Origin of the sequence: Noviherbaspirillum sedimenti (assembly GCF_003590835.1) — a bacterium.
Lineage (GTDB): Bacteria > Pseudomonadota > Gammaproteobacteria > Burkholderiales > Burkholderiaceae_D > Paucimonas > Paucimonas sedimenti.
On sequence record NZ_QYUQ01000002.1, the window covers coordinates 177,661 to 200,371 of the forward strand.

A 22,711-nucleotide genomic window follows, 5' to 3' on the forward strand; every position below is an offset into this window, starting at 1 on the left:
TCAATCATATTGGAGGCAAGTATGTCTCAGTCCCCAAAAGCGGGTCGTCGGTCAAGCTGTGAAATAGAAAGGCCGACCAAAGAACAGGTAAGAAGCTGGATGGTGGAGCGCTTGGCGCGGCCCTCGCCTCTGCCGTCGCTGGAACAGATCCGGCGCGATCTTGGCTGGAAAATGGCAGAAAAGCTTGGCGCTAAAACGCCGCTGATGCAGCCATGGCGGTTTGCTGAAAATTGTGCAGACTGATAACGAGCCCACATTTTCAGGAACCATTCATGTCGACGGGATATTCAGGCCTCAACCATGCATTGCGTGAACCACTTGCGGCTGAAGCGCATTCACGGCCATCCATGCGTCTGCAGGCGCCGGAAAGCCTGACGCACCTGGCGGTGTATGCCGGCGAAGATGCCGGCACCAGCGGCAGAAACGCTGCTGCTCAGCATGCATTGCTGGTATCGCTATGCGGGCATTTTGGCGTGGCAGGGCCGGCTGCCAATGCCAGGCATTTTTTTCACGACTTCGGTCACTTTCGGCTCAAGTGGGAATGTCATACCGAATTCGCGACTTACACTTTCGCGAAAAAAATTGACCACAGTTTGCCGATGGTCGCGGCATTTCAGCAGATGCCGATAGCTTATGTGCCGAAAAAATGGCTGGCTAGCCTCCAGGGAAAAACCATGGTGGCGGCCCATATGGTGCTGGCTTCAATGGCTTCTTCGCAGAATGTTGCCGTTTTCGAGACGCCGGACGTATTTGAAGGCATGCTGCTGGTCGGTAGCCAAGTCGTGCAAGGCGCCCAGGTCTGGACTGATTTCCTGATTCAGTCAGACGGCTTTTCCCGTTTTGTCGTGCAGGACTTTGGCTTGCGCGAACAGGAGGCAGGGCTGCTGGTGCAGCGTGTGCTGGAAATTGAAACCTACCGCATGATGGCCCTGCTGGGACTGCCCCATGCGCAGCGCGCCATTCCTGCCTTGAACGCGATCGAGGGGGAATTGGCGCAATTGACTGCCGCCATGGTGGACACGGATGCGGCGATTGCTGATGCAATCGCCTGTTCGCTACCCGACAGTGCTGATGTTGAGCAATCCTTGTTGCGCCAAATTACCGGGCTAGCTGCACGCATGGAAAAATTGTCGCTCAATAACAGTTATCGTTTTTCTGCCTCGCAGGCGTATGTGCGACTGGTGCATGCCCGCATCGAGGAAATGCGTGAAGCACGCATCGACGGGGTGCCCACGGTGGCGGAATTCATGGATCGGCGCCTGGCGCCGGCAATGAATACCTGTGCATCGACTGCGCAGCGACAGGAGGCCTTGGCTGCGCGGATCGCTCACACCAATGACTTGTTGCGCACGCGCGTCGGCATCGTCCAGGAGCAGCAGAACCGGAAGATACTGCAATCGCTTAACCGGCGCGCCGAACAGCAATTGCGTCTGCAACAGGCAGTAGAAGGACTGTCAGTGGTGGCAATTACCTACTACCTGGCAGGCTTGTTGAACTACCTTGGCAAGGCAGCCAAGACCGCAGGCTGGCCGATCACCCCCGACCTCGCGACCGGGTTCCTGGTACCGGCAATCGCCGCAGGCGTCTGGCTTGGGCTCTGCCGGATGCGCAGAAAATTGCATGGAACGTGACTTGGGACTTTGAATAGAATGAATTTCGCAAATCCGGGCGTCAGCGCCCGTCTCGTCATCAGTTTTGGCGTCATACTGTCGGGCCTTGCGGGATTATTGATCGTTGCAGTGAAAAACGTCGCCGTCGAATACGGTGACGTGGCCGCCCTATCCATGCTTGGCCTGGGATTTGCGATGTTGTTGGCGGGTGTTGCCACTGCATGGTGGTGTTGCCGCGGCATTGTGCAGCCATTGAGGGACGTTACAGCGCTCGCCAAGCGCATGGCGACCGGCGACTTGAGCTTGCCATTTGTCGCCGGATCCGGCAGTGAGCTGGGAGAGTTGCAAGCTTCCCTGCAAGAGATTAATGAGCGCATGTTCAAGATCACGGCGAGAATTCGCAATGGCACGATTGCCGTTGGCGGCACCTCCAACTTGATCACCAGCGACAATAGCGCCTTGTCGGCACGTTCCGAATTACAGGCGAGTGCGCTGCAGCAGACCGTGTCATCGCTTGAACGGATGACATTGACTGTCAGACAGAATGCCGATAATGCCCTCAAAGCGGACGCTCTGGTGGCAACTGCGGAAGATTCTGCGGGCAGGGGCGAGCAGGTCGTGGGTGACGTGATCCATACCATGGGAGCGATCAGCGAAAGCGCGAAAACAATCGCCACCATTATTGGCGTGATCGACAGCATCGCCTTCCAGACCAATATCCTGGCATTGAATGCGGCAGTGGAAGCGGCCCGTGCCGGCGAACGGGGGCGGGGTTTCGCCGTCGTGGCCAGCGAGGTGCGTTCCCTGGCGCAACGCTCGGCTGCCGCAGCGCGCGAAATTGCATTGCTGATTAGCGATTCGGTCGAAAAGGTCGAATCCGGAGAAAAATTGGTGGAAGAGGCTGGCCGGACCATGCGCGAAATCGCCGCCAGTGTGAATCGGGTCGCAGGCCTGATGAGCGAGATCAGCGCGGCCAGCGCCGAGCAAAGCGCCGGCATTGCCGAACTCAGCCGCGCCGTGGTGCAGATCGGCGGCATGGCCCGGCAAAATGCGGTCCTGGTCGATGTGGCGACACGTACTGCTGCCAGTTTGCATGAGCAGGCAGTGTCGCTGTCGCAGTCGGTATCGATTTATAAGCTGGGGGAGCGCGAATACGCCAACGCCGACGAGGCCAGGGAAATGGTCGAAGCTGGCGTGGATTTCGTACGCACCCATGGCAGTAATGCCTTCGTCGCCGATGTTTGTAAGCAGGAAAAGAGCCAATTCATTGATCGCGATCTGTACTTGAGCGTATACGACCTCAATTACATATTTGTCGCCAATGGCGCCAATCCGCGTCTGGTCGGGGTCGACGGCAAGAACCTCAGGGACAGCGACGGCAAGCTATTTGTCGTCGAGATCGTCAATATGGCCAAGAGCGGCGGCAGCGGCTGGGTAGACTACAAATGGCCGCATCCTTTGACCAAAGAAATCCAGTCCAAATCGGTTTATCTGGAAATTGTGGATGAGCTGGTTATTTCTTGCGGCTTTTATCGTAATTGATAGCCCCCGGGTAAAAGTGTTCCTGCATGTGACAGTCGCTCCAAATTGGAACAGATGCTTTGTGCAATTCTAAAAAAATAATACGGCACCGAAGCTGATGCTGCGAAAAATAAGCGATTCTCATCATATTTTCCCTATACGCGGCACACGCAAACTATTCGACGACTTTATTGGCTGGCATGCCGATTGCGAATAGACAGTTGAGCTCTTGATGGAAGAGCGGATTTGCCGAAACTCCCGCGAGCATGCAAGGTGAAGTACTGCAGTGGTGTCGTGGCATGTCATTACGTAACAAACATTGAGGCGACATTCAGCGTGGAAAATTTTTCAAATTATCAATGGTCAAGGTATGAACTGCTGTCGGCAATTCAAGACAAGCAGTTCGTGCCTTATTTTCAGCCGAAAATCGACCTTGTTTCCGGCCTTCCCGTATGCAGTGAAACATTGGCACGCTGGATACATCCCGATCGGGGTATTCTGCCGCCCAGCCAGTTTATCGAGTTGATGGAGCGGATGGATCTGATCGATCAATTGACTGATAGCTTGCTGCATCAATTGTTGGAGTACGTACAGGACAGCAATGAATGCTGCGCGGAGATTGGATTTGCGATCAATATCTCGCCCCTCACCTTGGGAAAAGCGCATATGGCAAATCATATCTGCTCGCTGGTGAAATCCTATGGTGTTGCTTGTGAGCGCATTACGATTGAAGTGACAGAAACCGCCTGTTCCAAAGACTTTGCCAGCCTGCTTGCCTCACTGGATCGTCTGCGCACGCAAGGCTTTGGCATTTCTGCTGATGATTTTGGCGTTGGCTATTCCTCCTTGCAGGAACTGAATCGCATGCCGTTTACGGAAATCAAGATTGACCGCATGTTTGTGGGCGGCATAAGCAATAATCAAAAATCGCAAGCCATTCTGGAATTTGTTGTGCAACTGGCCGATCGATTGCATATGCGCACCGTGGCAGAGGGCATTGAAACAAGAGGCGAGCTGGAATTTGTTCAGGCATTGGGCTGCAGTCAGGGACAGGGATTTTATCTGGGCAGTCCGATGACGTATCCGGATTTGCAGGATTACCTGAATGCGACTGCATCTCCTGAAATGGCTGGTTTCACTGATCTTCAATATTGCCGAGGGTAGCGCTCCTGCGATAGATGGTGTTGCGCGATACACCCAATGCCCGGGCGGTGGCCGATACATTGCCGCCATGCGTTGCGAGGGTTTTCTGGATTAGCGACAATTCAACATCTTCCAGCTTGACCCCTGCTGCGCCATTCAATGGCGCGGCGGCCTTGTTCTGCGTCTGTGCCATGGCGATATCGTCCAGAAAATCGTCCGGCAAATGCTCGTAGCGGATTTCATGATCATCGTCAGTCATCAGCATTGCCGTGCGCAACAAATTGATTAACTGGCGGAGATTGCCGGGCCACTTGTGCTGCTTGAATAACTGCATGATGGCAGGCGATACCGTATAGCAGACTCCGTCATCCTCATGGGAAAGCAGTTTTTCAATCACTACGCCAAGGTCAGTACGTTCGCGCAGCGGCGGCAGCTTTACCACAAGACCGTTCAGACGATAATACAGATCTTCGCGAAATGCGTTTTTGGCAATCAGGTCGCGCAAATTACGGTGCGTGGCACAGATCAGCGCCACGTTCACCGGGATGGATTTGCTGCTGCCCAGGGGCGTCACCATGCGCTCCTGCAGCACGCGCAACAGGCGCGCCTGCAGGCTCAGGGGCATGTCGCCGATTTCATCCAGGAACAGCGTGCCGCCGTTTGCCTGCAGGATCTTGCCGACGCTGCCTTTCTTGCGGGCGCCGGTGAAGGCACCGTCTTCATAGCCGAACAATTCGGATTCAATCAGGGTTTCGGGAATCGAGGCGCAATTGACGGCAACGAAGGGGCCGTTTGCGCGCGGCGAATCATTGTGGATGGCTTGCGCCAGCAATTCCTTGCCGGTGCCGGTTTCGCCAGTCACCAGTATCGCGATATCGCGTCCAATCACTTTCTGGAGCTTGGCGATCAGCGCCGCAATTTGCGGATCGCCAGTGTTCAGGTCGTCCAGGCCGGCCCGATGCCGGACATTCCGGGCCAATGACTGCACCACGGGCAATTGCTGCGGTGCGCGTTCATTACTGGTAACGTGTTGGAACACCGGGTTCGATACATGCATTTCTGCCTTTGCATACACGCGTACGCCACTGTGCAGGCACAGATTGAGCACGCCAGGTGTGGCGGTGCGGTAATGATCGAACAGGGCTGACACCGGCAAACCAAAAAGCGAGCTGAAGGTATGTGTCTTTAACGCATTCAGTGACAGACCGAGTTGAAACAGACCGCAGCGATTGGCAGCTAAAAAGCGCCCGCCAGGCGTAAAGGAAGCGATGCCTTCCATCAAGGTGCCGATGAATTCCGGCCGGCTGTGAAAATGCAGCGTGATGGCATCCTGATAGGAAGTTGAAAACACCTGATTTTCAATCATTTGCGCTGACATGCGTACCAGCGCCATGGTGTGCTTATGGTAACTATGCTGCTCGCCAGACACGTCCAGTACACCGATGACATTACCGATTGGATCGAAGATTGGTGCTGCGGAGCAAGTAAGAAAATTATGGGCAGACAAGAAATGCTGATTCGCGTGTACCAATACCGCCGCCTGTTCGGCGATGGCGGTGCCGATGGCATTGGTGCCCTTGCTTTCCTCCGACCAGGGGACGCCCTGCTGCAGCGCGACCCGGTTGGCTTTTTCCAGAAAATCGGCGTCGCCCAGCGTGCGCACGATCACCCCATTGGCATCTGTCAGGATAACCATGTTATGGGTATTGATGATTTGCTCGTACAAGGTTTCCATGACGGGCAACGCATGCGTACACAAAACCCGGTTTTTTTCGTTGATTATCGAAAAATCTGCACGACTTACCGGACTAAAGTCGGAATGAATGTTTTCGCTTAATCCAAATCCCGCCGAGCGCTGATGTGAATCTTCGATGATCTTGTCATAGCTGTTTGGTGGAAACAGAACGCTGGAAGAAGCCGTTGCGTGCCCGACAAGCGCATTTGCTACGGTGGATGAAGCGGCGGCTAGTTCGGAGCCGCCTTTGGAAACTTGTCTCATTTTCAGCCTCTCATCATTCCCAGGAGAATGAAGTGTCATTTACAGACAATTTAATAATGTGGCACTGCTTCATAATAGCGCAATGGTGCGCAGTTTCGCACTGTTAACGGGCTGTGAACCAAAGATTTTTAGCGCTGTTTTTTGGCAAAGAATTTTGAAGGTGCATGCCCAAAAGTTTTCTTGAACATCGCCGAAAATGCGGACTGGCTGGCATAGCCGAGTTCGGCTGCCACCCGCGACATCGGCACGCCGCGCGTAATCATCGCGGCGGCATGTGCCAGGCGCATTTGCCGGCGCCATTGCCCGAAACTCATTTTCAATTCCTGCTCGAAAAGCCTGGCCAGGGTCCGCTCGGACGCACCGACCTGGCGCGCCCCTTCTTCCAGCGTGGCAAATGCAGAAGGTGCATCGATCAGCAGGCTGCACAACGCGCGCAATCGCTTGTCGTTCGGCAGCGCTATGCGCATCGGCAATGTCGTGGCATTGCCCAGTTCATCCAGGAGCAACGCCGACAGCAGCGATTCGCGTTGCGAGTCGCCGTCGGCCTGTTCCAGCGCGACGATCAATTCCCGCAACAGTGCCGATACATCGATCACCTGGCATTCATCTTCCGTCAATGGCGCAGCGCCGGCATGCACATAGATGGCGCGCAGCTTTGCCATTTCCAGGGTGACGACTTCATGGATGACGTCAGGCGGAATCCAGATCGCCCGCAAGGGCGGCACGATCCAGCTGCTGTCGGCGACGGTGACCCGGATCACGCCTTCCAGTGCATACGTGACCTGGCCCCAGCCGTGGCGATGTGCGGCCAGCGTTTCCGAGGCCGCCAGGTTGCGTGCGACCATTCTGACCGGACGTCTGGCGGTCGGCGTCATGCCCGGCAGGTGCAGTCGGGTATGGTTGACAGGTTGGATGGGCATTGATGAAGGGGTGTCTTAAAATCGATAAAAAATGTCATGTTATCTTAAAACAGACGCGCAAATTTTGCCTACACTTGCCCCATCTTCACTTCAATACCTGAACATGACAGCCATTGCCGCTCCCTCCCTGCGCCAGGACGCCCAGGTGATTGCCCTGGTGGGCGTCGCCCACGGCGTATCGCATTTCTTCCACTTGATCCTGGCACCGCTGTTTCCATGGCTGAAGCGGGCCTTCAGCCTGTCGTATGCCGAGCTCGGGCTGCTCATGACAGTTTTTTTTGTGGTGTCGGGCATCGGCCAGGCGCTTGCCGGTTTCGTGGTCGACCGGGTGGGTGCCCGCGCCGTCCTGTTTTCCGGCATGGCATTGCTGGGCTTGTCGGCGCTGGCGCTGGCGACCGCACAAAACTACCCGATGCTGCTGGCCGGCTCGATGCTCGCCGGGCTGGGCAACAGCGTGTTCCATCCTGCCGACTTTACGCTGCTGAACAAGCGGGTTTCTGCCGGCCGTCTCGGCCATGCATTCTCGGTGCACGGCATTTCCGGCAATCTGGGGTGGGCGGCTGCGCCGGTTTTCCTGGCTGGTATTGCCGGTATTGCCGGCTGGCGCACCGCCCTGGTGGCTGCTGCCTTGGTACCGTTTGCCTGGCTGGCGGTGCTGTTCGCCTACCGCGGCATTCTCGCAACGGAGCATGGCCTGACCGCGGCTGCCGGCAAGCATGCCGGCGCGCCGCAGCAGGAGGGCGGGGCGCTGGGCTTCATCCGCCTGCCGGCAGTCTGGATGTGCTTTGCCTTTTTCTTCATTACCGCCATGGCGCTGGGCGGCATCCAGAGTTTTTCCGCCGCCGGCCTGCGCGATCTGTACGACATGTCGCTGGCCTCGGCCACTGTCGGCCAGACTGCCTATATGCTGGCGTCCGCCGCCGGCATGGTGTGGGGCGGTTTCCTGGCGTCGAAGGCGGCGCGCCATGACCGTACCATTGCGATTGCCTTTGCCGCGTCGGGGGTGTTTTCGCTGTTGATCGCTGCTGCGCTGGCGCCGGGCTGGATGGCCGTGCTGCTGATGGGGGCGGTAGGTTTTGGCGCTGGCGTCGCCGGCCCCTCGCGCGACTTGCTGATCCGCGCGGCAGCGCCCAAGAATGCCACCGGGCGTGTGTATGGCGTCGTCTATTCCGGCCTGGATATCGGCTTGGCCGCAGGACCTCTGCTGTTCGGCGCGCTGATGGATGCGCACCATCCTGCACTGGTATTCGTGCTGATCGGCGTGTTCCAGATCCTGGCGATCCTGACTGCGGTGAATGTCGGCAGCAATACCGCAAGGCGCGCCGCCGCTGCCCAGGCCGCATGAACTGGCTTACAATTCCCGCATGATCATTTTTTCAACGGGAGAAATCAATGAGTTTTGCCACCTGCGATATTTGCGACGCCAATGAAGACAAGCTGGCCGCCGGCACCCTGGCGGTGCTGCCGCCGGTCTTCAAATCCTTCGGCAAACGGCCGGCCTTTGCCGGCCCGTCAAGGACGCTGAAGGTCTTCGAGGATAACGTGCTGGTGCGCGCCGCCCTGGAAACCCCGGGCGAGGGGCACGTGCTGGTGGTCGATGGCGGCGGCAGCCTGCGCTGCGCCCTGGTGGGCGGCAACCTCGGCATGCTGGCCGAGAAAAACGGCTGGGCCGGCATTCTCGTCAACGGCTGCATCCGCGACTCCGAAGAAATCAATGGCTGCGATATCGGCGTGCGCGCGCTGGCCACGCATCCGCAGCGCAGCATTCGCAAGGGTGTGGGCGAGAAGGACTTGCAGGTATCGATCGCCGGCGTGACTGTCAAACCGGGCGACTGGATCTACGCCGATGCCGACGGCGTGCTGGTATCGGCGGCCAAGCTGGCCTGAACGGCTGGAAGGTTTTTCCTGAAACTCAGACGGCGTCGGACTGGGCTTCGGCTTCCAGCGCCGCAACGTCGATCTGGTAATCGCGGCCATGGGCTTCCAGTCGCCTGATCTTGCCTTCCCTGAGGAAGGCATTGATGATGCGGCTGGCGGTTTCCACCGTCATGCCCAGCATCGAGCCGATATCTTCCAGCGTAAACAAGACTGAATTTTCCGGATTGACGGTGTCGCGCATCTTCAGGAGCAGACGCGCGATGCGCACCCGCGCCGAGCCGTTTGCCAGTTCGGCGAACCAGTGGTCAGCGTCGGATAGCGCTGCATGCCATTGTTCCAGGACGCGGCGGTGCAGAATGGGCGATTCGCGGTCGAGCCTAGCCATCACGTCCAGCGGGATGCGGCAAGCCACCACAGGGGTAATGGCGATGGCGTCGTGCCCGTACTGCGAATGCACCATGGCTTCCAGGCCGACGGTGTTGCCGGGCCGGAGCACGCGCACGATGCGCTGGGTGCCATCGGGATTGATGCGGTTGAGCTTGACCATGCCGCTGCGGATGGAATAGAGGCCATTGACGTCATCCCCCTGTAAAAACAGGGAAGTGCCGGCGGGATAGCGCAGGTCGTCAAACGGCGCGTGAATCCGGTTCAGCTCTGCGGCCGGCAGGTCGCCGAACAGCGCACAATCGCCCCCGCAATTGTTGCAATCGGAGCGGCCACGCCAGATTTTCGGGGGGGATGGGTTTTTCATGGATATTGCCAGGATTTGTCACAGGCTGGCCGGGATATGCCTGCGTCACTCCGTATTGTAATTGCTTGTGGCGGGTCTTGTCCGCAGCGCTATTGCCTGGTGTCTGAATTCCTGATCGGGACGGCAGGGCTATGCAATTCTTAGCACTTTTCACAATCCGAAATCACCTTCCTGTATTGTGAAAAGCAGACCGGTAAAAATTGGTGAGTGGGCGGATATTTTCAAGGATTTTATTCCGCAATCCGAAAAACAATATTTAAGTCTTTGAATTTAAATGATTTAAATTTAGTTATATGTCTTATATAAGACCTTGTTGCCCCGCAAGAAAAGGAATATGATTTTTCTCAGCAGGTTTCACTTTACTCGTAACACCGTTTAACTCAGGAGAATGACAATGGCAACTCGTGAACAGCAAATCGCGGCACTGAAAAAAGACTGGGCAGAAAACCCACGCTGGAAAAGCGTCAAGCGTAACTACACCGCAGAAGACGTCGTCCGTCTGCGCGGCAGCATCCAGCCTGAGTACACGCTGGCCAAGAACGGTGCCGAAAAACTGTGGGCCAAGGTCAACGGCGGTGCGAAGAAAGGCTATGTGAACGCGTTCGGCGCGATCACTGCCGGTCAAGCCATGCAACAAGCCAAGGCTGGCCTGGAAGCCGTGTACCTGTCTGGCTGGCAAGTCGCCGCCGACGGCAATACTTCCGAAACCATGTACCCGGATCAATCACTGTACGCCTACGATTCGGTGCCGACCATGGTTCGCCGCATCAACAATACCTTCAAGCGCGCTGACGAAATCCAGTGGTCGCGCAACATCAACCCGGGCGACGCCAATTACGTCGACTACTTCCTGCCGATCGTCGCTGACGCGGAAGCCGGTTTCGGCGGCGTGCTGAACGCTTTCGAACTGATGAAGAACATGATTGCTTCCGGCGCTGCCGGCGTGCACTTCGAAGATCAGCTGGCTGCCGTGAAGAAGTGCGGCCACATGGGCGGCAAGGTGCTGGTGCCAACCCAGGAAGCCATCGAGAAACTGACCGCTGCGCGTTTCGCCGCCGACGTCATGGGCGTGTCGACCATCGTGCTGGCCCGTACCGATGCTGAAGCGGCCAACCTGATCACTTCCGATCACGATGCCAACGACAAGCCTTTCCTGACCGGCGAGCGCACCCAGGAAGGTTTCTACCGCGTCAAGAACGGTCTGGAACAAGCCATCAGCCGCGGCGTTGCTTACGCGCCGTTCGCTGACCTGGTCTGGTGCGAAACCGGCGTGCCTGACATCGGCTTCGCCCGCGAATTCGCCCAAGCCGTGCACGCTGCTGTGCCAGGCAAGCTGCTGTCGTACAACTGCTCGCCTTCCTTCAACTGGAAGAAGAACCTCAACGACAGCCAGATCGCTTCGTTCCAGGAAGAACTGTCGGCACTCGGCTACAAGTACCAGTTCATCACCCTGGCTGGTATCCACATCAACTGGTTCAACACCTTCCAGTTCGCCCACGCTTACGCCCAGGGCGAAGGCATGAAGCACTACACCAACATGGTGCAGGAGCCGGAATTCGCTGCCCGCGAAAAAGGCTACACCTTCGTGTCGCACCAGCAGGAAGTTGGCGCTGGCTACTTCGACGACGTGACCACCGTGATCCAGGGCGGTACGTCTTCCGTGAAAGCCCTGACCGGATCGACCGAAGAAGAGCAGTTCCACTAATCTGTCCGCGGGCGCCATCAGGCGCCCGGCAGGACGGTGAAAAGGCCGCACGGGATTTCCGTGCGGCCTTTTTGTTTCTGCGCCCCGTATAATGCGGGCAGTATCTGCAAATGCAGCCATTTACCGGACCGTCAGGCGGGGAGCCATGAAAACAACAGTCGGCAGTGACCAGGGAATTCGCGTCCGGCGCCGCGCGGTCCTGCGGCAGCTGGCTGTGGCGCCGCTGGCCGATCCGTCGGCCCGTGAAATCGTCCGTACCCGGCATCACGAGCGGCCCATGCTTATCGGTGACCAGCGGGGGCCGGCCATGATGGCGAAAGCGCCGGTGATCAACCATACCGATGCCGAACTGACCATGCTGGAAAACCTGGTCGGTCGCCGGCCGCCGTTTCAAGGTATATCTTACCCTTACCAGTCCTGATGCCGGGACGGCGCAATACGTCGTCCGGTGTCATACTTTCCCATCCTTTTTTCGTATTGCCTGATTCCCCATGCTGAGTTACCGCCACGCCTTCCATGCTGGTAATCACGCCGATGTGCTCAAACACATGGTGTTGATCCAGTTGCTGAAATACCTGAACCAGAAGGACACGCCCTACATGGTGATCGACACCCACGCCGGCGCCGGCGTGTATGCGCTCGACAGCACGCAGGCTGCAAAGAATGCCGAGTTCGATACCGGCATCGGCCGCCTGTGGGAGCGCACCGATTTGCCGGAAGCGGTGGCCGACTATGTCGGCCTGGTCAAGGCCATGAACCCGAGCGGCAAGATGCGCTATTACCCCGGCTCGCCGTACTGCGCCGAAAAGACCATGCGCGAGCAGGATCGCCTGCGCCTGTTCGAGCTGCATTCGAACGAGGTGAAAATCCTGCACGAGAATTTCCACAAGCTGGAGGCGCACGCGGCGGCCCAGGGGCAGCGGCCAACGGTGCGCGGCAAGCGCGTCATCGTGCAAAAGGCCGATGGCTTCGATGGCCTGAAGGCCCTGTTGCCGCCGCCATCGCGGCGCGGCCTGGTGCTGATTGATCCCCCCTATGAAGTCAAGCAGGATTACCGGCGCGTGGCCGATACCGTGGCTGATGCCCTGACGCGTTTTTCCACGGGCACCTATGCGGTGTGGTATCCGGTACTGCAAAGGCCGGAATCGCGCCAGTTGCCGGAGAAATTGAAACGCCTGCCCGCCAGCGGCTGGCTGGACGTGACCCTGTCGATCGGCGCCCCGGCGCCCGACGGCTTCGGCTTGCGCAGCAGCGGCATGTTCGTACTGAACCCGCCCTGGACCCTGGCGCCCCTGTTGCGGCAATTGATGCCGTGGCTGGTCGAGGCCTTGGGAGAGGACAGCGGCGCCCGCTTCACCCTGGAAACCGGGGATGCGCCGGCAGCGCCCAAAGGCGGTGGCGCTCGGCGCAACTGAGACGTGCCCCTTGCGGGCGCTGCTGTCGTCCCGGGATTTGATACTGGCGGTAACTTCTTTTAAGCAACTGCGGTATATGCCGACTGATTTGGAAGTACAATAAAGAAAATTCTAGATGGAAATGTAATTCCATTCTGAATTGTTTATCTGACACTCTCAAGCAAAGGCAGCCTCCCGATGATCCCGGATGCGTCCAATATGAGCGCGGCGGTGGCACAGCATGCCAGGGAATTCTTTTTGGCACGCCAACCCATTCTGGACCGGAACCAGCATCTGGTGGCTTACGAATTGCTGTTCCGCGCGGCCGCTGTCGGGCCTGCCAATGTCGTCGACCATGTCGCCGCCACGGCGATGGTGATGGCGCACGTCGCCGAGCTGGGCCTGGAAAACGTCGTCGGGGATTCGCTCGGTTTCGTCAACATCGATGCGGATGTATTGATGAGCGATTTCATTGGTTTTTTGCCCGCTGACAAGGTGGTTCTGGAAATTCTCGAAACCGTCCAGGTCACGCCGGCGATCATCGAACGGATCAAGGAACTGGGACAGGCTGGCTACCAGTTTGCGCTGGACGATGTAGTGGTGCAATCTGAGGATGTTCGCCAGTTATTGCCGTTGGTGCAGTTCATCAAAATCGATATCGCCGGCCTGCAGCCCGACACGCTGCGCAGTCTTGCCACTGAGCTCAAGCAGAGTGGTAAAAAGCTGCTGGCGGAAAAAGTCGAGACCCCCGCGGAATTCCAGGTTTGCCTGGATCTTGGCTTCGATTATTTTCAGGGATATTACTTCGCCAGACCGCTGATCCTGAGTGGAAAAAAGCTCTCGCCCTCGCAACTGGCAATTGTCCAATTGATGAGCCAGATTGCTGCGGATGAAGACAGCATGGCGCTGGAACACACCATCAAGCATGATGTCCCGCTTTCGCTGAATTTGCTGCGGCTGGTGAATACTGCAGGCGTTGGTGCTGGCCGGCATATCGAGTCGGTAGGGCAGGCCTTGATGGTGCTTGGTCGCGTGCAATTGCAGCGCTGGCTGCAAATCCTGCTGTATGCCGGGGCCGGACATGGCGAGAGCCTGAAATCGCCCTTGCTGGTGCTGGCCACCACGCGCGGCAGGCTGCTGGAATTAATGACGCAAAAGCGCTTTCCAGGCAAGCGGGCGCTGAGCGAGAAATCTTTTACGGTCGGCATCATCTCACTCATGGATGCCCTGTTCGGCTTGTCCATGGAGCAGGTGCTCGAGCAACTGGCCGTGGCGTCGGAAGTTCGCGAAGCCTTGCTGTACCGGCGCGGGGAATTAGGCGACATGCTCAAGCTGGCCGAATATATCGAGCGCATCGAACAGGCCTGGCCACTGTTGCCCCCGCTCATGCGCAAGCTGGGCTTGTCGCCCCAGGACCTTGCCGAACTGCAGGTGCACGCCTTCCGCTGGGCCAACAGCATTGCCGACGCCAAGCAGTGAGCTGGCGCGGCCCGCGGGCACTATAATGACTGCCATGAACAAGGCATTTGTCAAAGAAACCGATGGCGACGACGACGAACTCGACGCCGCCATGCCGCCGATTCCCGCCGGCGCGAAAAATTACATTACGCCTGCCGGCTACCGCCGCATCAAGGACGAGCTGTTGCAGCTGATCGATGTCGAGCGGCCGGAAGTGGTGCGCATCGTGCACTGGGCGGCTTCCAACGGCGACCGCTCGGAGAATGGTGACTACATCTACGGCAAGCGGCGCCTGCGCGAGATCGACCGCCGCATCCGCTTCCTGACCAAACGCATGGACCTGGCGGAGGTGGTCGATCCTGGCGTCCACCATGGTTCGGACCAAATATTCTTCGGCGCCACCGTCACTTACCAGAACCAGGCCGGCGCCGAACATACCGTGACCATCGTCGGCATTGACGAACTCGATCCCCTGAATGGCAGGATCAGCTGGATCTCCCCGGTGGCGCGCGCCCTGACCAAGGCGCGCGAGGGCGAGCTGGTGACGCTGAAAACCCCGGGCGGGGTGGAAGAACTGGAAATATTGGAAGTCAGCTACCCGGCCAGGAGCTAGTCAGAGCCAGGCTCAACCGCGCTCGCGCATGATGCGGGCGACGTGGGGAATGCGGCGGATATTGCGCAGCAGGCGCGCCAGGTGCACCCGGTCTTCCACCTGGATGGTGAATTTCAGCTGGATCATCAGCTGGTCCTTGTCGCCATCCATGGCAACATAGGTGATGTTGGCATCGGATTCGCCAATTTCGGCGGCAATCCGCGCCAACATGCCGCGTTCGTTCTTGACCAGCACCATGATGCGGCAATCGAAGCGGCGGTTCAGTTCCGGTCCCCAGGCCACATCGATCCAGCGCTCCGGTTCCTTGGCACGGCTGCGTTTGCCCTGGTCGCAATCAAGCGCATGCACGATCAGGCCCTGGTCGCGCCGCAACTGGCCCTGCAGGCCGTCGCCGGGAATCGGCATGCAGCAGGGCGCAAGCTGCACGGAGGCTCCTTCATTGCCGTAGATAACCACGGGGGCTGGCTTGTTCTGGATCGCTTCGCCCTGGGCATTGAGCGCCACCACGGCTGGCGACTCGCTTTCCACCAGCCCGAGGATGTGGCGCGCCACCAGCGCCGCCATGCGCTTGCCCACGCCGATATCGGCGTGCAATTCTTCCATCGACTTGGCGCTGGATTCGTTCAGGATCCGTTCCACCAGCGCAGGCGGCAGCTCGGGGTCGAGCTTCAGGATGATCAGGGCCTGGTTCAGCAGGCGCCGGCCGAGTTCAGTCGATTCGGTCAGGTTGATGGTGCGCAGGTGGTGGCGGATCGCCGAGCGAGCCTTGCCGGTGCGCACGAAGGTCAGCCAGTTCGGGCTCGGGCGCGAAGTCGGCGAGGTGATGATTTCGACAATGTCGCCGTTGTGCAATTCCGAGCGCAGTGGTGCCTGTTCGTGGTTGATCTTGACCGCAATGGCCTGGTCGCCGACGTGGGTGTGGATAGTGTAGGCGAAGTCGAGCGCGGTGGCGCCGCGCGGCAGCGCGATGATCTTCGATTTCGGCGTAAACACATAGACGGAATCCGGGAACAGGTCGACCTTGACGTGTTCCAGGAACTCTGCCGAGTCGCCGGTCTGCTTCTGGATATCCAGCAGAGATTGCAGCCAGGCGTGGGTGCGCTGCTGCAGGTCGGTCAGGCTCTCTTCCTCGCTCTTGTAGAGCCAGTGGGCGGCGACCCCGGATTCGGCCACGCGGTGCATTTCCTGGGTGCGGATCTGGAATTCCACCGGGGTGCCATAGGGGCCGATCAGGGTGGTGTGCAGCGACTGGTAGCCGTTGAGCTTGGGGATTGCGATGTAATCCTTGAACTTGCCGGGCATCGGCTTGTACAGTGCGTGCAGGGTGCCCAGCGCGACGTAGCAGTTGGCAAAGCTGTCGACCACGATGCGAAAGCCATAGACGTCCAGCACCTGCGAAAACGACAGGTGCTTGCTGTGCATCTTGCGATAGATGCCGTACAGGGTTTTTTCGCGGCCGTACACCTGCACCTGCAGGCCGGCCGCGGCCAGCGTGTTCTTCACCGCTTCGAGAATCTTGCCGACCACTTCGCGGCGGTTGCCGCGCGCGGCTTTGACGGCCTTGGACAGGGTGCGGTAGCGCAGCGGATGCAGGTGCGCGAACGCCAGTTCCTGCAGTTCGCGATAGATGTTGTTCAAGCCCAGCCGGTGCGCGATCGGCACGTACACTTCCATGGTCTCGCGGGCGATGCGGCGCTTCTTTTCCGGCGCCATCACGCCCAGCGTGCGCATGTTGTGCAGGCGGTCGGCCAGCTTGACCAGGATCACGCGCACATCGCGCGCCATGGCCAGCAGCATCTTGCGGAAATTTTCGGCCTGGATCTCGACCTGGCTCTGGAATTCGATCTTGTCGAGCTTGGACAGGCCATCGACCAGCGCGGCGACCGGGGCGCCGAAGCGTTCGATCAGTTCTTCCTTCTTGACGTCCTGGTCTTCCATGACGTCGTGCAGGAGTGCGGCCATGATCGCCTGCGCATCCAGTTTCCAGTCGGCGCAGATCTCGGCCACCGCGATCGGGTGCGAAATGTAGGGTTCGCCGGACTTGCGCATCTGCCCCAGGTGCATCTCGTCGGAGAAGCGGTAGGCTTCCTTGACCTTTTTCAGGTCGGACGGGTTCAGGTAGGCGGAGAGCTTGGCGGAAAGTTCAGTGATCGAGGCCACGCCGCTGGCGGCGGGGGCAGGCTCGGCCGCGCCTGCAGGATGCGCGGCCGAGCGTCTGGCTGCTGCGCGCTTGGCAGCAGTTGTCGGCGTTGAATCTGCAGGCGTCAGGTTCATGGCAGGGCGTCAGCCCATGGCAGAAAACAGCATAGGGCTGTCAGTTCCTCAGCTCGGTACCTTTTTCAGCATTTCGATGCCGACCTTGCCGGCGGCGATTTCGCGCAGGGCCACTACGGTCGGCTTGTCCTTGGCGTCGACTTTCGGGGTGTGGCCTTGCAGTAACTGGCGTGCGCGGTAAGTCGCGCACAGGGTCAGCTGAAAACGGTTGGGGATCTGTTTCAGGCAATCTTCGATGGTGATACGGGCCATGTTTACTCCTAAATCGGGTTAGCTCAAAGCGGTATGGATGCCCAGCTGGGTGAACAGGGAAGCGTTGCGTGCTGCCTGTTGCGCGAAGCGGCAACGTGCCGCCTTGATAATTGCGGTCAACTCTGACAAAGCAGTTGCAAAGTCTTGATTAATAATAACATATTCAGACTCGGGGGCGTGAGCGATTTCCCCGCCGGCGGCCAGAATGCGGCGCGTAATCACGTGCGGCTCATCCTGGCCGCGCTTGTGCAGGCGCTCTTCCAGCGCCTGGATCGAGGGTGGCAGGATGAAGATGCCGGTCGCGTTCGGGAACTGCTTTTTCACCTGTTGCGCGCCTTGCCAGTCGATCTCCAGCAGGATATCGGTGCCGGCCTGCATCTGTTCGGCGATCTGGATGCGCGAAGTGCCATAGTAATTGCCATGGACTTCGGCCGATTCCAGGAATTCGCCGGCGTTGCGCTTGACAAGGAAGTCTTCCGCGGAAGTGAAGAAATATTCGCGGCCGTGTTGCTCGCCCGGGCGCGGTTGCCGGGTGGTGTATGAAATCGACAGCTTGATTGCCTTGTCTTGTGCCAGCAGGGCATTGACCAGGCTGGATTTGCCGGCGCCGGAGGGGGCGACGACCATGAACAGGCTGCCGGCGGTTGCGGGGGCGTGGGGCATGAAATTCCTTGAGTAATGTTTTTCCAGAATAATCCCTGGGCGCGATTATTCCAAATTTTGCACTTGTTCGCGCATCTGGTCGATCAGGAGTTTCAATTCCATCGAGGCGTCGGCCAGTTCTTTCAGCGCCGCCTTGGAGCCGAGCGTATTGGCTTCGCGGTTCAATTCCTGCATCATGAAGTCCAGGCGCTTGCCGACCGGGCCGCCTTTTTTCAGGATGTGGCGGGTTTCTTCCAGGTGCGCCGCCAGCCGCGCCAGTTCTTCGGCGACGTCGATGCGGATGCCGTACACGGTGACTTCCTGGCGAATGCGATCGAGCGCCTCCTCGCGAGTGGCGGCGGGGGAGGCAGCCGCGCCGGCTTCGTCCTGCAGCGCGAAACCCAGCGCTTCCTGCATGCGCTCGATGGCCTTCTGCTGGAACTGGGCGATGACCTGGGGCACCAGGGGCGTGATGCGCTGCACGATGTCTTGCGTGGCATCGACGCGGGCCAGGATGACGTTCTGCATGGCGGCGCCTTCGCGCGCGCGCGTTTCGATAAAGGCGTCCAGCGCCGTCGCCAGGGTGGCGAGGATATCGGCTTGCAGGGCTTCCTGGGAAATTTGCGCTTCCTCGATCACGCCCGGCCAGCGCAGCAGTTCATTGACGCTCAGGGGCGCCGCTCCCGGGAATTGCAACAGTACGCTGTCCTGCAATTGCGTCAGCGAGTTCAATAGCGCCTGGTTCAGCGCCTGCACGCCGCCTTCCGCGTGACGGCGGCCGAAACTCAGGCGGCATTCGAGCTTGCCGCGGGCGACCCGGGCCATGATGGCTTCGCGCAGGGCCGGTTCGACCGCGCGCAAGTCGTCGTTGAGCTTGAACTGCAAATCGAGAAAGCGCGAATTGACGCTCTTGAGTTCGACAGTGACGGTGCCGGCGGCGGTTTCGCGGGCGGTGACCGCATAACCGGTCATGCTATGGATAGTCAAAATGGAAACCTCGGTTTATCTTTACAAAGTATTGATTTATCCACACAATCGAAGGGATTGTGTTAAGACCAGGAAATCGGCGGGCATGAGCTTGTCACTGCGTGCAACTGAATGCCATCACATGCCAACATCGGTCTGTTCCTGATCATTTTATCGTTTCACATTGGAGACACTACTTGGCGGCCCAGAATAATGCTCCCTTGCCGGACGGCCTGGAAATTGCCGGATACCGCATTGTAAAGAAGATTGCGTCCGGCGGCTTCAGTATTGTCTATCTTGCATACGATGAAGACGGCAACGCCGTCGCCATCAAGGAGTACCTGCCCAGTTCGCTGGCGCTGCGCGAGCCCGGCGAACTGGTGCCGATCATCGCGCCGGAAAACCTGCCGATCTTCCGCATCGGCCTGAAATGCTTTTTCGAGGAAGGGCGGGCGCTGGCGCGCATCGCCCATCCGAACGTCGTCAGCGTGCTCAATTTCTTCCGCGCCAATGACACCGTCTACATGGTGATGGCGTACGAATCCGGCCGCTCGCTGCAGGAACACATCCTGCGTCGGCGCGACAAGGGCGAGCGCCCGATCGTCTCCGAACGTTTCATCCGCAAGATGTTTTCCCACGTAATGATGGGTTTGCGCGAAGTGCACACCAACAAGCTGCTGCACCTCGACCTGAAGCCGGCCAATATTTACCTGCGCGTCGATGGCACGCCGATCCTGCTGGATTTCGGCGCCGCCCGCCAGACCCTGAGGACCGATCTGCCCAAGCTTTATCCGATGTACACGCCGGGCTTCGCGCCGCCCGAGTTGTATGGCAAGGGCGGCAACCTCGGCCCCTGGACCGATATCTACAGTATTGGCGCCTCGATGTTCGCCTGCATGGTCGGTGCGCCGCCGCAGCCGGCAGACCAGCGCAAGGTATCCGACAAGATGGAAGGCCACTTGCGCAAGCTGGAAGGGATCTATTCGAGCGACTTGCTGGACGTGATTCGCTGGAGTCTCAAGCTGGATCCGCTGGAGCGGCCGCAAAGCGTGTTTGCGCTGCAAAAGGCCTTGCGTGAACCGGTGCCGGAAAAGAAGGGCAATGAAACCCTGCAGATTTTTTCGCGCAAGGTGCGCGGCTTGTTCAGCCGCTTCGGCAGGGACAAGGATGCGCTCAATACCATCCAGGATACTACGCAATACCAATAAACCATGCGATTTTCCGTCTACCAAGAAAGCCATATCGGCGGCCGCAAGGTCAACCAGGACCGGATGGGTTACAGCTTCACCCGCGATGCCTTGCTGCTGCTGCTCGCCGATGGCATGGGTGGGCATATCCAGGGCGACGCGGCGGCGACGATCGCATTGCAAACCATCGCCTCGCTGTTTCAGCGCAATGCCGACCCCTATGTGAAAAAGCCGGAGCGTTTCCTGGAAGAGAGCTTCTTTGCCGCGCATCGCGAAATCCACCGTTACCGTGCCATCAACAACCTGCCGGAAACACCGCGCACCACCATTGTCGCCTGCCTGATCCAGCATAACACCGCGTTCTGGGCGCACTGCGGTGATTCGCGCCTGTACTGGATGCGCAACGGCCAGATCCTGATGCGCACGCGCGACCATTCGCGCATCGAAACCCTGATTGCGCAGGGCAAGGTCGACGCCTCCGAGCGCGATACCCATCCCGAGCGCAACAAGCTGTTCAATTGCCTGGGCGCGCCCAGCATGCCGATCGTCGAGATTTCGCGTAACGCCAGCCTGCAGGCGGGTGACGTCATGCTGCTGTGTTCCGACGGCCTGTGGTCGATCCTGGGCGACCACCAGTTGGCGCATGTCCTGCAAAACAATACGATCGTGCGCGCGGTGCCGCAACTGGTGAACTCCGCCGCCAGCATTGCCGGCAAGACCAGCGACAACGTCACCGCGCTGGCGATGATGTGGGAAGGCGGCGATGGCGTCGACGATCCCAATTCAATCACCACCAATGTGCTGCCGCTCGGCGCTGTGACCACCACCATCGAGGCGCCGCGCCACGCCGACCTCGAAAGCGCCGATCTCTACGACGACAATGACATCGAAAGGGCGATCGAGGAAATCCGCAATGCCATCGAAAAATCCTCGAAGGTCACGGGCAAGGGATAAAATCCTGCGGTGTGTTTAAATTGACTCTGACCCCATTGAAATTATGCCAACAGAAATCCGCCCCAGCGGCCGCGCCGCCGATGTCTTGCGCGACGTGCGCCTGAGCCGTCAATACACCAAGCATGCCGAGGGTTCGGTGCTGGTCGAATTCGGTGACACCAAGGTGATCTGTACCGCCAGCATCGAGGACAAGGTGCCGGGCTTTTTGAAGGGCAAGGGGCAGGGCTGGCTGACCGCCGAATACGGCATGCTGCCGCGCTCGACCCATAGCCGCATGGACCGCGAAGCCGCCAAGGGCAAGCAATCCGGCCGCACGCAGGAAATCCAGCGTCTGATCGGCCGCTCGCTGCGCGCCGCTTTCGACCTGAACGGTTTTGGCGAACGCACCCTGCACCTGGATTGCGACGTCATCCAGGCCGACGGCGGCACCCGCACCGCCTCCATCACCGGCGCCATGGTCGCCGCCTACGACGCCTTCGCGCATCTGCTTGCGCGCCAGGCGATTGCGGCCATCCCGCTGAAGCATTTCGTCGCGGCGATCTCGGTCGGAGTGTATCGCGGCGTGCCGGTGCTGGACCTGGATTACCTCGAAGATTCGGCATGCGACACCGACATGAACGTGGTGATGACCGACGCCGGCCACTTCATCGAAGTGCAGGGCACCGCCGAGGGCGAAGCCTTCGACCGCGCCACCATGACGCGCATGCTGGACCTGGCGCAGGCCGGCATCGTCGAACTGAACCGCCTGCAGAAGCAGGTGCTGGGGCTGGCCGCCTGAGCGGGTAGCGGTGGAGCGGAAAATGCAGCGCCTTCAGGGCTGATGGTCGCGGAGCGTGATAGAATTTCGCCATGATTCATTCTCGGCCAATCAGATACATCACTGCGGCGATTGCCTGCATGGCGATCCTGATGGCCACGCTTGCGCCGTCGATTTCGCATGCGCTATCCGATGCCGGCAAGTCGCGTTCGCTGTGGGCCGAGATCTGTTCTACGGCCGGTCTGAAGCTGGTCAAGCTGGACCTCGGCTCCGAGTTACCTGCGCACAGCGAGCCGGCCAACGCCTTTGAGCATTGCCCGTTCTGCCAGGTCCATGATGGCATGCTGGCCTTGCCGCCATCCGTCTCCTTGACCTTGCCCGCCTACCAGGGCGGCTTGCCTTTCCCCTCGCTGTTTTACCAGGCGACGCGCCCGCTGTTCGTGTGGGCCAGCCCGCAATCGCGCGCACCACCCTTTCATTCCTGATCCTCGCTGAGTACTGTCGGTCCTGCTCCTGAACGGGCGTGGCCGCCGGTACTTGTCCGAACCGGAAGTCTGCCTGTCTCGGGTGCATGGCTGACGACGCATGCCATCGTCGCTGCCGGCCCTGCATGGCGCAGTCCTTCCCGCTTTCAAAAAAATCAAGGTGGCGCTGGCGTCAACCCGCCACTATCTGTGCATGCAGCGG

General features: G+C 59.1%; 22 protein-coding genes. 15 read left to right on the plus strand and 7 right to left on the minus strand.

The features are described from left to right. Nucleotides 1-21: 21 nt before the first annotated feature. The 4 genes from D3878_RS23360 to D3878_RS00895 all read left to right on the plus strand — a co-directional run bounded on the left by D3878_RS23360 (nucleotide 22) and on the right by D3878_RS00895 (nucleotide 4,295). Complete coding sequence (locus D3878_RS23360; protein WP_147383851.1) at nucleotides 22-243, plus strand: hypothetical protein; 222 nt, start codon at nucleotides 22-24, stop codon at nucleotides 241-243. 29 nt (nucleotides 244-272) lie between these two features. Continuing rightward, entirely contained in the window at nucleotides 273-1,631 is a 1,359-nt protein-coding gene (locus tag D3878_RS00885) for a DUF3422 family protein (RefSeq protein ID WP_119783758.1), read from the plus strand. Between the two features lie 18 nt (nucleotides 1,632-1,649). Beyond that, nucleotides 1,650-3,152, plus strand: coding sequence for a methyl-accepting chemotaxis protein (locus tag D3878_RS00890; RefSeq protein WP_119783759.1), 1,503 nt, complete (start codon nucleotides 1,650-1,652; stop codon nucleotides 3,150-3,152). Between the two features lie 315 nt (nucleotides 3,153-3,467). After that, nucleotides 3,468-4,295: an EAL domain-containing protein gene (locus D3878_RS00895; protein ID WP_158592140.1), complete on the plus strand. Its 828-nt coding sequence runs from the start codon at nucleotides 3,468-3,470 to the stop codon at nucleotides 4,293-4,295. Here D3878_RS00895 and D3878_RS00900 read toward each other — a convergent pair. Together D3878_RS00900 and D3878_RS00905 are read right to left on the minus strand one after the other, a co-directional pair. Further along, nucleotides 4,267-6,150, minus strand: coding sequence for a sigma-54-dependent Fis family transcriptional regulator (locus D3878_RS00900; RefSeq protein WP_233556441.1), 1,884 nt, complete (start codon nucleotides 6,148-6,150; stop codon nucleotides 4,267-4,269). The two genes, D3878_RS00895 and D3878_RS00900, sit on opposite strands and share 29 nt — an antisense overlap. Before the next feature lie 251 nt (nucleotides 6,151-6,401). After that, nucleotides 6,402-7,193: an AraC family transcriptional regulator gene (locus D3878_RS00905; protein ID WP_119783762.1), complete on the minus strand. Its 792-nt coding sequence runs from the start codon at nucleotides 7,191-7,193 to the stop codon at nucleotides 6,402-6,404. Between the two features lie 103 nt (nucleotides 7,194-7,296). Between D3878_RS00905 and D3878_RS00910 the strand changes: the two genes are divergently transcribed. Further along, nucleotides 7,297-8,538, plus strand: coding sequence for an MFS transporter (locus D3878_RS00910; protein ID WP_119783763.1), 1,242 nt, complete (start codon nucleotides 7,297-7,299; stop codon nucleotides 8,536-8,538). 47 nt (nucleotides 8,539-8,585) lie between these two features. Further along, nucleotides 8,586-9,080, plus strand: a complete 495-nt coding sequence (gene rraA, locus D3878_RS00915) for a ribonuclease E activity regulator RraA (protein ID WP_119783764.1) — start codon at nucleotides 8,586-8,588, stop codon at nucleotides 9,078-9,080. A 25-nt stretch (nucleotides 9,081-9,105) separates the two neighbouring features. Here rraA and D3878_RS00920 read toward each other — a convergent pair whose 3' ends face one another. After that, the gene (locus D3878_RS00920; protein ID WP_119783765.1) at nucleotides 9,106-9,822 is read right to left on the minus strand and encodes a Crp/Fnr family transcriptional regulator; all 717 of its coding nucleotides are present in this window, start codon (nucleotides 9,820-9,822) and stop codon (nucleotides 9,106-9,108) included. Between the two features lie 388 nt (nucleotides 9,823-10,210). Between D3878_RS00920 and aceA the strand changes: the two genes are divergently transcribed. The 5 genes from aceA to greB all read left to right on the plus strand — a co-directional run bounded on the left by aceA (nucleotide 10,211) and on the right by greB (nucleotide 14,992). Beyond that, nucleotides 10,211-11,527: an isocitrate lyase gene (aceA, locus tag D3878_RS00925; protein WP_119783766.1), complete on the plus strand. Its 1,317-nt coding sequence runs from the start codon at nucleotides 10,211-10,213 to the stop codon at nucleotides 11,525-11,527. A 145-nt stretch (nucleotides 11,528-11,672) separates the two neighbouring features. Continuing rightward, complete coding sequence (locus D3878_RS00930; protein ID WP_119783767.1) at nucleotides 11,673-11,948, plus strand: hypothetical protein; 276 nt, start codon at nucleotides 11,673-11,675, stop codon at nucleotides 11,946-11,948. A gap of 70 nt (nucleotides 11,949-12,018) precedes the next feature. Next, on the plus strand, nucleotides 12,019-12,942 hold the full coding sequence (locus tag D3878_RS00935; RefSeq protein ID WP_119783768.1) for a 23S rRNA (adenine(2030)-N(6))-methyltransferase RlmJ: 924 nt from the start codon (nucleotides 12,019-12,021) through the stop codon (nucleotides 12,940-12,942). A 177-nt stretch (nucleotides 12,943-13,119) separates the two neighbouring features. Continuing rightward, the gene (locus tag D3878_RS00940; RefSeq protein ID WP_119783769.1) at nucleotides 13,120-14,400 is read left to right on the plus strand and encodes an EAL and HDOD domain-containing protein; all 1,281 of its coding nucleotides are present in this window, start codon (nucleotides 13,120-13,122) and stop codon (nucleotides 14,398-14,400) included. Between the two features lie 34 nt (nucleotides 14,401-14,434). Further along, nucleotides 14,435-14,992, plus strand: coding sequence for a transcription elongation factor GreB (gene greB / locus D3878_RS00945; RefSeq protein ID WP_119787631.1), 558 nt, complete (start codon nucleotides 14,435-14,437; stop codon nucleotides 14,990-14,992). 12 nt (nucleotides 14,993-15,004) lie between these two features. On the opposite strand, the gene D3878_RS00950 is transcribed toward greB, so the two are convergent. From D3878_RS00950 to D3878_RS00965, 4 genes are read right to left on the minus strand one after another with little or no spacing between them, the layout of a single operon-like run. Continuing rightward, nucleotides 15,005-17,266 (minus strand): RelA/SpoT family protein, encoded by a 2,262-nt coding sequence (locus tag D3878_RS00950; RefSeq protein WP_119783770.1) that lies wholly within the window; start codon nucleotides 17,264-17,266, stop codon nucleotides 15,005-15,007. 48 nt (nucleotides 17,267-17,314) lie between these two features. Beyond that, a complete protein-coding gene (gene rpoZ, locus D3878_RS00955) occupies nucleotides 17,315-17,518 on the minus strand; it encodes a DNA-directed RNA polymerase subunit omega (RefSeq protein ID WP_119783771.1) in 204 nt (67 codons plus the stop codon). Between the two features lie 18 nt (nucleotides 17,519-17,536). Next, on the minus strand, nucleotides 17,537-18,181 hold the full coding sequence (gene gmk, locus D3878_RS00960; RefSeq protein WP_119783772.1) for a guanylate kinase: 645 nt from the start codon (nucleotides 18,179-18,181) through the stop codon (nucleotides 17,537-17,539). Between the two features lie 45 nt (nucleotides 18,182-18,226). Further along, nucleotides 18,227-19,147, minus strand: a complete 921-nt coding sequence (locus D3878_RS00965) for a YicC/YloC family endoribonuclease (protein WP_233556188.1) — start codon at nucleotides 19,145-19,147, stop codon at nucleotides 18,227-18,229. Nucleotides 19,148-19,323: 176 nt separating this feature from the next. On the opposite strand from D3878_RS00965, the gene D3878_RS00970 reads away from it, so the two are divergent. From D3878_RS00970 to D3878_RS00985, 4 genes are all read left to right on the plus strand, one after another. Further along, nucleotides 19,324-20,334 carry a serine/threonine protein kinase gene (locus D3878_RS00970; protein WP_119783774.1) on the plus strand — a complete coding sequence of 337 codons (1,011 nt, stop codon included), beginning with the start codon at nucleotides 19,324-19,326 and terminating at the stop codon, nucleotides 20,332-20,334. 3 nt (nucleotides 20,335-20,337) lie between these two features. Further along, nucleotides 20,338-21,267, plus strand: coding sequence for a PP2C family protein-serine/threonine phosphatase (locus D3878_RS00975; RefSeq protein WP_119783775.1), 930 nt, complete (start codon nucleotides 20,338-20,340; stop codon nucleotides 21,265-21,267). Nucleotides 21,268-21,310: 43 nt separating this feature from the next. Further along, nucleotides 21,311-22,045: a ribonuclease PH gene (gene rph / locus D3878_RS00980; protein ID WP_119783776.1), complete on the plus strand. Its 735-nt coding sequence runs from the start codon at nucleotides 21,311-21,313 to the stop codon at nucleotides 22,043-22,045. A 71-nt stretch (nucleotides 22,046-22,116) separates the two neighbouring features. Further along, nucleotides 22,117-22,509 (plus strand): DUF2946 domain-containing protein, encoded by a 393-nt coding sequence (locus tag D3878_RS00985; RefSeq protein ID WP_119783777.1) that lies wholly within the window; start codon nucleotides 22,117-22,119, stop codon nucleotides 22,507-22,509. Nucleotides 22,510-22,711 lie beyond the last annotated feature (202 nt).

Excerpts from the sequence above, each read along its gene's own strand:
- D3878_RS00930 (WP_119783767.1), top strand. The coding sequence starts at position 11,673 with ATGAAAACAACAGTCGGCAGTGACCAGGGAATTCGCGTCCGGCGCCGC.
- greB (WP_119787631.1), top strand. The coding sequence starts at position 14,435 with ATGAACAAGGCATTTGTCAAAGAAACCGATGGCGACGACGACGAACTC.
- D3878_RS00975 (WP_119783775.1), top strand. The coding sequence starts at position 20,338 with ATGCGATTTTCCGTCTACCAAGAAAGCCATATCGGCGGCCGCAAGGTC.
- D3878_RS00935 (WP_119783768.1), top strand. The coding sequence starts at position 12,019 with ATGCTGAGTTACCGCCACGCCTTCCATGCTGGTAATCACGCCGATGTG.
- D3878_RS00890 (WP_119783759.1), top strand. The coding sequence starts at position 1,650 with ATGAATTTCGCAAATCCGGGCGTCAGCGCCCGTCTCGTCATCAGTTTT.
- D3878_RS00985 (WP_119783777.1), top strand. The coding sequence starts at position 22,117 with ATGATTCATTCTCGGCCAATCAGATACATCACTGCGGCGATTGCCTGC.
- rpoZ (WP_119783771.1), bottom strand. The coding sequence starts at position 17,518 with ATGGCCCGTATCACCATCGAAGATTGCCTGAAACAGATCCCCAACCGT.
- D3878_RS00920 (WP_119783765.1), bottom strand. The coding sequence starts at position 9,822 with ATGAAAAACCCATCCCCCCCGAAAATCTGGCGTGGCCGCTCCGATTGC.
- gmk (WP_119783772.1), bottom strand. The coding sequence starts at position 18,181 with ATGCCCCACGCCCCCGCAACCGCCGGCAGCCTGTTCATGGTCGTCGCC.
- D3878_RS00950 (WP_119783770.1), bottom strand. The coding sequence starts at position 17,266 with ATGAACCTGACGCCTGCAGATTCAACGCCGACAACTGCTGCCAAGCGC.
- D3878_RS00905 (WP_119783762.1), bottom strand. The coding sequence starts at position 7,193 with ATGCCCATCCAACCTGTCAACCATACCCGACTGCACCTGCCGGGCATG.
- aceA (WP_119783766.1), top strand. The coding sequence starts at position 10,211 with ATGACAATGGCAACTCGTGAACAGCAAATCGCGGCACTGAAAAAAGAC.
- D3878_RS00940 (WP_119783769.1), top strand. The coding sequence starts at position 13,120 with ATGATCCCGGATGCGTCCAATATGAGCGCGGCGGTGGCACAGCATGCC.
- D3878_RS00885 (WP_119783758.1), top strand. The coding sequence starts at position 273 with ATGTCGACGGGATATTCAGGCCTCAACCATGCATTGCGTGAACCACTT.
- D3878_RS00910 (WP_119783763.1), top strand. The coding sequence starts at position 7,297 with ATGACAGCCATTGCCGCTCCCTCCCTGCGCCAGGACGCCCAGGTGATT.
- D3878_RS23360 (WP_147383851.1), top strand. The coding sequence starts at position 22 with ATGTCTCAGTCCCCAAAAGCGGGTCGTCGGTCAAGCTGTGAAATAGAA.
- rraA (WP_119783764.1), top strand. The coding sequence starts at position 8,586 with ATGAGTTTTGCCACCTGCGATATTTGCGACGCCAATGAAGACAAGCTG.
- rph (WP_119783776.1), top strand. The coding sequence starts at position 21,311 with ATGCCAACAGAAATCCGCCCCAGCGGCCGCGCCGCCGATGTCTTGCGC.